Here is a 5,802-nt window from a genome sequence, read left to right on the forward strand (position 1 = left end):
CACGAGAGCGCCCGCCTTGACCCCCTTCGCCCGGGCCGCCTCGTTGGTGGCGACGACGACGACCGGCTTGCCCGGGCCGTCACCGGTGAGGGCGACGACGCTCGGGCGGTCCTCGCCGAGCCGGGCGCGGGTGTCGGTGACCATCTGGCGCAGGTCGTCGGGCGCTCCGCCGGCGATGTGGACGCCGACATAGGTCACGCCCGCCACGTCGCTCGCGGCGTCGGTGAGCGAGCCCGCGGACGCGGCCACCTGCTCGCGGCGCACCTTCTCCAGCTCCTTCTCGACCTCGCGCAGGCGGGTGACGAGCTCGGAGACGCGCTCCGGCAGGTCGCCAGCCGGCGCCTTGACGATGCTCGACAGCTCGGCGACGAGCGCGCGCTCGGTCGCCAGGTGCTGCAGGGCGTTCATGCCGACATAGGCCTCGAGGCGCCGCACGCCGGAGCCGACCGAGGACTCGCCGGTGAGGGTGAGGGCACCGATCTGGCTGGAGTGGCGCACGTGGGTGCCACCGCACAGCTCGCGCGACCACTCGCCGCCGATCTCGATGACGCGCACCTGCTCGTCGTAGGTCTCGCCGAAGAGGGCGAGCGCCCCGCGCTCGCGCGCCTCGGGCAGGGTCATCCAGTCCGCGGAGACCGGCAGGTCGTCGCGGACCGCGAGGTTGGCGACGTGCTCGATCTCGGCGCGGGCGTCGCCGGACAGCGCCTGGTTCCACGCGAAGTCGAGGCGCAGGTAGCCGGGCTTGTTGTAGGAGCCGGACTGCAGTGCCGACGGGCCGAGCACCTGGCGCAGCGCCGCGTGGACGACGTGCGTGCCGGAGTGAGCCTGGCAGGCGTCGATGCGCCACTGCGGGTCGACCTCCGCCGAGGAGTCCTGGCCGACGCGGACCGCGCCGTCTGCGACCTCGACGGTGTGGACGACGAGGCCCTTGACCGGGCGCTGGACGTCGCGCACGAGCAGGCGCCGCGCGTCGACGACGATGACGCCGGAGTCGGCGATCTGACCGCCGGACTCGGCGTAGAAGCTCGTCCGGTCGAGCACGACCTGGCCGGTCTGGCCGGGCTCGAGCTCTTCGACGCGGGCGCCGTCGCGCACGAGGCCGACGACCGAGCCGGTCGTCGTCAGCTCCTCGTAGGCACGCCAGTCCGTCGCGCCGAGCGCGCGCAGGTCCTTCCAGACCTCGGTGTTGGCGTGGCCGCCCTTCTTCGCCTTGGCGTCGGCCTTGGCGCGCTGGCGCTGCTCGTCCATGAGTCGGACGAAGCCCTCACGGTCGACCTTGAGCCCCTGCTCCGCCGCCATCTCGAGGGTGAGGTCGATGGGGAACCCGTAGGTGTCGTGCAGCGCGAAGGCCTGCTCGCCGGCGAGGGTGTCGCCGCCGCTGTCCTTGGTGCGCGTCACCGCGGTGTCGAGGATCGTCGTGCCCTGCGCGAGGGTGCGGCGGAAGGCCTGCTCCTCGGCGTAGGCGATCTGCGCGATCCGGTCGAAGCCGGTCCGCAGCTCGGGGTAGGACGCGCTCATCCGCTCCATCGAGACGGGCAGCAGGTGCGGCAGCGCCGGGTCCTCGTAGCCGAGCAGGCGCATCGCGCGCACCGCACGGCGCAGCATGCGGCGCAGCACGTAGCCGCGACCCTCGTTGCCCGGGGTGACGCCGTCACCGATGAGCATGAGCGAGGAGCGCACGTGGTCGGCGACGACGCGCAGGTGGACGTCGTCGGGGTGCGAGTCGCCCGCGGTCTGGCCCGACTGGGTGCCGTAGGTGCGGCCGGTCATCTCCGCGGCCTTCTCCAGCACCGGGTAGACCTCGTCGATCTCGTACATGTTGTCGACGCCCTGGAGGATGCTCGCGATCCGCTCCAGGCCCATGCCGGTGTCGACGTTCTGCGCCGGCAGCGGGCCGGCGACGTCGAAGTCCGCCTTGGAGCGGACGGCCGAGAGCTCGTACTGCATGAAGACGAGGTTCCAGATCTCCATGTAGCGGTCCTCGTCGACCTCGGGCCCACCCTCGCGGCCGTACTCGTCGCCGCGGTCGTAGAAGATCTCGCTGCACGGGCCGCCCGGGCCGGGCACACCCATCGACCAGTAGTTGTCCGCCTCGGCACGACGCACGATCCGCTCCTTGGGGATCGAGGTGAGCTCGAGCCACAGCTGCTCGGCCTCGTCGTCGTCGGTGTAGACCGTCGCCCACAGCCGCTCCGGGTCCAGGCCGTAGCCCCCTTCGGGCTGGGGGGTGGTGAGCAGCTCCCAGGCGAAGGCGATGGCGTCGCGCTTGAAGTAGTCGCCGAAGGAGAAGTTGCCGTTCATCTGGAAGAAGGTGCCGTGCCGGGAGGTCTTGCCGACCTCGTCGATGTCACCGGTGCGCACGCACTTCTGCACGCTCGTGGCGCGGGTCCAGGCGGGCGTCTCCTGCCCGAGGAAGTAGGGCTTGAAGGGGACCATGCCGGCGTTGACGAAGAGGAGGTTGGGGTCCTCGTGGATCAGCGGGGCGGAGGGGACGACCGCGTGTCCCTTGCCCTCGAAGAAGGTGAGCCAACGGCGCCGGATCTCGGCAGTTTCCATGGGTGTCTCGTGTCCAATCAGTGGTGCAGGGGGTTCTCGGGGCAGGAGCGAAGGGGGCGACCGGCGCGTCAGGCGCGGGCCGACCCCGAGGTAGCTCGCCGCGCGGTGATCCGGCGCGGCCGTCCGAGAGGCACGGTCATGGCCCCTACCTTACCCACCGGTCGGTGCCCGGCCTCAGCACAGCGCGGTGTCGACGGCCTCGGTGCCGCCATCGGCTGTCGGGACGAGGACGGTGCGCGCCCCCTGGTCGGCGGCCGTATGCACGGCCGCGACGACGAGCTCCTGCCTGGCCCCGCTCGGCGCGCCGTCCGTCACCCCGAGGACCACGACCGCAGCCACGTCCGGGTCGGATGTCGCGGCGACGGCGCACTGCCCCACGACCACCCTGCCGGGTTCGCTCCCCCACGCCTGCAACCAGGCCAGGAAGCCCCCTTCGTCCCGGATCGCCCGGACCCCGGCCGCGTCGAGCCCGACCTCCTCCAGCCACTCACCGTCTCGCCGCCCGTCGCGGGGAGCCTGGTCCGTGGGCGCCCAGGCGGCCCACTCGTAGGTGGCTGGTCGTCCGCGCCAGCGGGCGATCGTTCCCCGCACCGCCAAGCGGGCACGCAGCCGCCACGGCAGCCGCACCTCGGGCTCGAACTGGGGGACGTCGTGGACCGAGACTTCCGTCGGACGGTGCCGGACCGACGGCGAGGTGAGAACGACCTCCGCGCCCGCGCACTGCCGGTCGGCTCTCGCGAGAAGTCCCGTGTCGAGCTCCTCCATGAGCCAGAACCCGACGTCCTCGCACCACGCGTCGAGACCGGCTCCCTCCTCCTCCGCGAAGAACGCCGCGAAGTCCCGACCGAACCGGACGACGAAGTGGTGTGGGTTGCGCCGCCACCTGAAGACGACGGCCACCTCGTCACCCTCCTCGCGGACCCCGAGCAGGGCGAAGCCCTCGGTCGGCCGGTACCGGGTGAGGTGGGCCCGCAGCGCATCGGCGTGCTCGGCGACGGAGGCGTCGGTCATGGCGGCAGTCTCTCGCGTCGCGACGACCCCGGCCCTAGATTGATCGTCATGACGATCCAGCCGATCCAGCTCGGTCTCGACACCTTCGGTGACATCGCCCTCGACGCCGACGGGCAACCGCTGCCGGCGGCCACCGTCGTGCGCGAGGTCCTCGCGGAGGGGCAGCTCGCCGATGAGCTCGGCCTCGACGTCTTCGGCGTCGGTGAGCACCACCGTGCCGACTACGCGATCTCCGCGCCCGACACGCTGCTCGCGGGTCTCGCCACGACGACCGAGCGGATCCGTCTCGGCACCTCGGTCACGGTCCTCAGCTCCGACGACCCGATCCGGGTCTTCGAGCGGTTCTCGACGGTCGACGCGCTCTCGCACGGACGCGCCGAGATCACCGTCGGGCGGGGCTCCTTCATCGAGTCCTTCCCGCTCTTCGGTCTCGACCTCGAGGACTACGAGGTGCTCTTCTCGGAGAAGCTCGACCTGCTCGCCCAGGTCCTCACGGAGCAGCCCGTCCGCTGGGAGGGCTCCGTGCGCCCGCCGGTGCAGGTCGACCGCATCATGCCGCCCACCGAGTCCGGGCGCCTCCCCACCTGGGTCGGCGTCGGCGGTACCCCCGCGTCCGTCGTCCGGGCCGCGCGCTACGGGATGCCGATCGTCATCGCGATCATCGGCGGCGCGACGGCGCAGTTCGCCCCGCTCGCCGACCTCTACCGCCAGGCGTGCGACGAGGCCGGCCACCCCGGACTGCCGATCGCGGTCCACTCCCCCGGCCACATCGCCGAGACCGACGAGCAGGCCGCGCAGGAGTACCTGCCGCACTTCGTCGAGCAGATGCGCAAGCTGGGGTCCGAGCGCGGCTGGCCGCCCATGACCGAGGCCCAAGCCCGGGCGCAGTTCTCACCGGAGGGCGCGGTCTACTGCGGGTCCCCCGAGACCGTCGCGCACAAGATCGCCGCGACCCTGCGGGTCCTCGGCGCCACCCGCTTCCAGCTGAAGTACTCCAACGGCCGCCTCCCCCACGACCTGCGGATGTCGTCGATCCGGCTCTACGGCGAGCGGGTCGTCCCGCTGGTGCGCGAGCTGATGGCCGAGGACCGCGACGACGAGGACGATGTCGGGGCGCCCGCGTAGGTTCTGGCCATGGACGCCACCGAGCTGCTGCGGACCCTGTGCACGACCATCGACGAGCACCGCTGGGAGGACCTCCCGGCGTGCTGGCGCAGGACTTCACCGTCCACTTCGTGCACACGGGTGAGACCTTCGGCCGGGACGAGTGGGTGCGGCTCAACGCCGACTACCCGGGCTTCGAGCGACTGACGATCGAGGACCTCGTCGGCGCGGGAGACCGGGCCGTCGCCCGCTGCCACGTCACCGGCCGCGACGAGTCCGGCGAGCAGCGGTTCGTCGTCGCCAGCTTCGCGACGTGCGCCGGCGGCCTGATCACCGAGATGACCGAGGTGTGGACCGACGTCGGGGTCACTCCGCCCGAGGCGCGCGCCCCGCCTGAGACGGCTCAGCCCTTGCCGCGCAGCCGTCCGCGCAGCCACGACCACCGCTCCTGCAGCCGCGCCTCGAAGCCGCGGTCCGTCGGTCGGTAGTAGGAGCGGTCCGCCAGCTCGGCGTGCAGGTCGTCGGGCAGGTACTGCTGGGCCGCGACCCCGTCCGGCTGGTCGTGGGCGTAGACATAGCCCTCGACCTTCGCACCTCCGACCGCTCCCTTCGCCCGGTCCGACGCCTGGGTGTAGCCGGAGCCGCGCAGGTGCGGCGGGACCGCCTGCACCTTGCCGGCCCGCACGTCGGCGACCGCCTCGTTGATGCCCGTGTAGGCCGCGTTGGACTTGGGCGCGAGCGTGTTGTGGACGACCGCCTGGGCGAGGATGATCCGCGCCTCCGGCATGCCGATCTGGGCGACGGCGTGCATCGCCGCGACCGCCGTCTGCAGCGCCGTCGGGTCACCCATGCCGACGTCCTCGGAGGCCGAGATGACGATCCGCCGAGCGATGAAGCGCGGGTCCTCCCCCGCCTCGAGCTGCCGGGCGAGGTAGTGCAGGGCGGCGTCGACGTCCGACCCGCGCATCGACTTGATGAAGGCGGAGGCGACGTCGTAGTGCTGGTCACCGGTGCGGTCGTAGCGCACCGCTGCCCGTGCCACCGCCTGCTCGACGTGCGCGAGGGTGATCGGCGCGGCCTTCGGCGCGTCCGGACCGAAGGGGCGTCCGCCGGCGGCCACGCCGGCGGCCG

The 5,802-nt window shown here is 72.4% G+C and carries 5 protein-coding genes; 2 read left to right on the forward strand and 3 right to left on the reverse strand.

The features are described from left to right. Positions 1-2,556 (reverse strand): alanine--tRNA ligase (gene alaS / locus AC2W7J_RS15060; RefSeq protein ID WP_485983374.1); only part of this gene is annotated, 2,556 nt, incomplete at its 3' end. Positions 2,557-2,730: 174 nt separating this feature from the next. Next, on the reverse strand, positions 2,731-3,567 hold the full coding sequence (locus AC2W7J_RS15065) for a hypothetical protein (protein ID WP_485983376.1): 837 nt from the start codon (positions 3,565-3,567) through the stop codon (positions 2,731-2,733). Between the two features lie 48 nt (positions 3,568-3,615). Here AC2W7J_RS15065 and AC2W7J_RS15070 point away from each other — a divergent pair, with 48 nt between their 5' ends. Both AC2W7J_RS15070 and AC2W7J_RS15075 read left to right on the forward strand, forming a co-directional pair. Next, positions 3,616-4,692: an LLM class flavin-dependent oxidoreductase gene (locus tag AC2W7J_RS15070; protein WP_485983378.1), complete on the forward strand. Its 1,077-nt coding sequence runs from the start codon at positions 3,616-3,618 to the stop codon at positions 4,690-4,692. An 80-nt stretch (positions 4,693-4,772) separates the two neighbouring features. Further along, positions 4,773-5,159, forward strand: a complete 387-nt coding sequence (locus tag AC2W7J_RS15075) for a nuclear transport factor 2 family protein (protein WP_485983380.1) — start codon at positions 4,773-4,775, stop codon at positions 5,157-5,159. Here AC2W7J_RS15075 and AC2W7J_RS15080 read toward each other — a convergent pair. Next, positions 5,075-5,802: AAA family ATPase (locus AC2W7J_RS15080; protein ID WP_485983382.1), on the reverse strand; the 728-nt coding region annotated here is incomplete at its 5' end. The genes AC2W7J_RS15075 and AC2W7J_RS15080 overlap by 85 nt on opposite strands.

It is taken from the genome of Janibacter sp. CFPM2_SD2, assembly GCF_057364645.1.

Excerpts from the sequence above, each read along its gene's own strand:
- AC2W7J_RS15065 (WP_485983376.1), bottom strand. The coding sequence starts at position 3,567 with ATGACCGACGCCTCCGTCGCCGAGCACGCCGATGCGCTGCGGGCCCAC.
- AC2W7J_RS15070 (WP_485983378.1), top strand. The coding sequence starts at position 3,616 with ATGACGATCCAGCCGATCCAGCTCGGTCTCGACACCTTCGGTGACATC.